This window comes from Tahibacter aquaticus (assembly GCF_004363655.1).
Lineage (GTDB): Bacteria > Pseudomonadota > Gammaproteobacteria > Xanthomonadales > Rhodanobacteraceae > Tahibacter > Tahibacter aquaticus.
This window is the reverse complement of record NZ_SNZH01000064.1, coordinates 1-1606: the sequence shown is the minus strand read 5'-3', so window position 1 is coordinate 1606 and position 1606 is coordinate 1. Positions and strand designations below refer to the sequence as shown.

Genomic DNA, 1606 nt, shown 5'->3' with positions numbered 1-1606 from the left:
CGAGCAGGCTTTCGAACAGCAGGCCGGCCTGCATCGGCGTGGCCGGATACAGCCGCGTCATGGCGGGATAGCGCGCCTGCCATTCGTCCAGCTGCGCCTGGCCGACCTGGGCCAGCGGCAGGTCCGACGGCGTGAAGGCCGCCCGCTCGCGCGTGGCGCAGTGTTCCACCACTTCGCGCAGCGCCGCTTCCACGTGTGCCGCCAGCTGTTCCATCGTCGCGCGCTCGTAGCGCTCGCGCGGGTACTCCAGGCTCAGGCGCAGCTCGCCGCCGGCCACCATGCCCTTGAGCACCAGCGCATGCGCCCGGCGCCGCCGCGCACTGGCGCTGGCTCCGGCCGATTCACTGCTGCCCTGGAAGAACGTCTCCTCGTTGACCGCCTGTTCCGACTGGCCCAGGTAGTTGAACGCCAGCTCAGGCCACTGCCCGGCTTCTGCGGCCATCAGCTCTGCATCCTGCGCCAGATGGCGCAGCACGCCGTAGCCGATACCCCGCGCCGGCACGCTGCGGTACTGCTCCTTGGTCGCCTTGATCACGGCCTCGACCGAAGCGTCTTCCTGCCACAGCGTCAGCGGGTAGATGCTGGTGAACCAGCCTACCGTCTCGGTCAGGTCCAGGTTGTCGAACAGGGCTTCGCGACCATGCCCTTCCAGCGCGATGCGCAGGCCCGGCTCGCCGCTCCAGCGGCGCAGCCCCAGGTAGACGCCGGCCAGCAGCAGTTCGTTGATCTGCGTGCGGTAGGCGCGATTGCACTGCTGCAGCAGCGCCCGCGTGTCTTCGGCCGACAGGCGCAGGCCGACATGCGCCGCAGCGGCCATCTCGCCGCCGTCGGGCATGGCGTGGTCTGCCGGCAGCAACGGCACCGGCCGGCGGTACTGCGCCAGCCAGTAGGCCTTTTCCTGCTGCAGCGCCGGGCTCTGCGCATACCCGGCGAGTGCCTCGCCCCATTGCTGCAAGGATGAGGTCTTGGGTGCCAGCGCCACCGTTTCGCCGCGCTCGATCTGCCGGTAGGCCTGTTCCAGGTCCGCCAGCAGGATGCGCCAGGACACGCCGTCGATCACCAGGTGATGCGCCAGCAACAGCAGCCGCGCCGTCGTCTCGCCCTGGAACAGCACTACCCGCAACAGCGGGCCTTGCGCCAGGTCGAAACCAGCCTGCCAGTGATTGCAGCGCGCCGTCAGGAACGCCGCTATTTCCTGCGCATCCGCCGGCAATGTCTCGACCACGCAGCTGGCCGCGAGCATCGCGTCATCCAGCGCCTGGTGTTGCGCCTGCCACTGGCCGTCGCGCTCGACGAAGCGCAGGCGCAGGGCATCGTGGCGCTGGTACAGCGCCGCCACGGCCGTGCGCAGCGCTTCGGGCTGCAACTGCAGCGGCACCTGCAGCAGCACCGCCTGGTTGTGGTGGTGCTTGTCCAGCGCGTCGCCGGCCAGGAACTGCTGCTGGATCGGCAGCAGGCGCAGCGCGCCCTGCACCGCGCCCTGCGGCCGTTCCACCTGCTGCTGCGGCTGTACGCACTGGGCCAGCGCCGCAATCGTCTGCGCTTCGAACAGCTGGCGCGTGGTGATGCCGATGCCGGCCTGGTTGGCGCGCGAGGTCACCTGGAT

General features: G+C 69.9%; 1 protein-coding gene. It reads right to left on the bottom strand.

The window, feature by feature from the left end:
• On the bottom strand, window positions 1-1606 hold a 1606-nt coding region (locus tag DFR29_RS28785), incomplete at both ends, for a condensation domain-containing protein (RefSeq protein WP_243746214.1).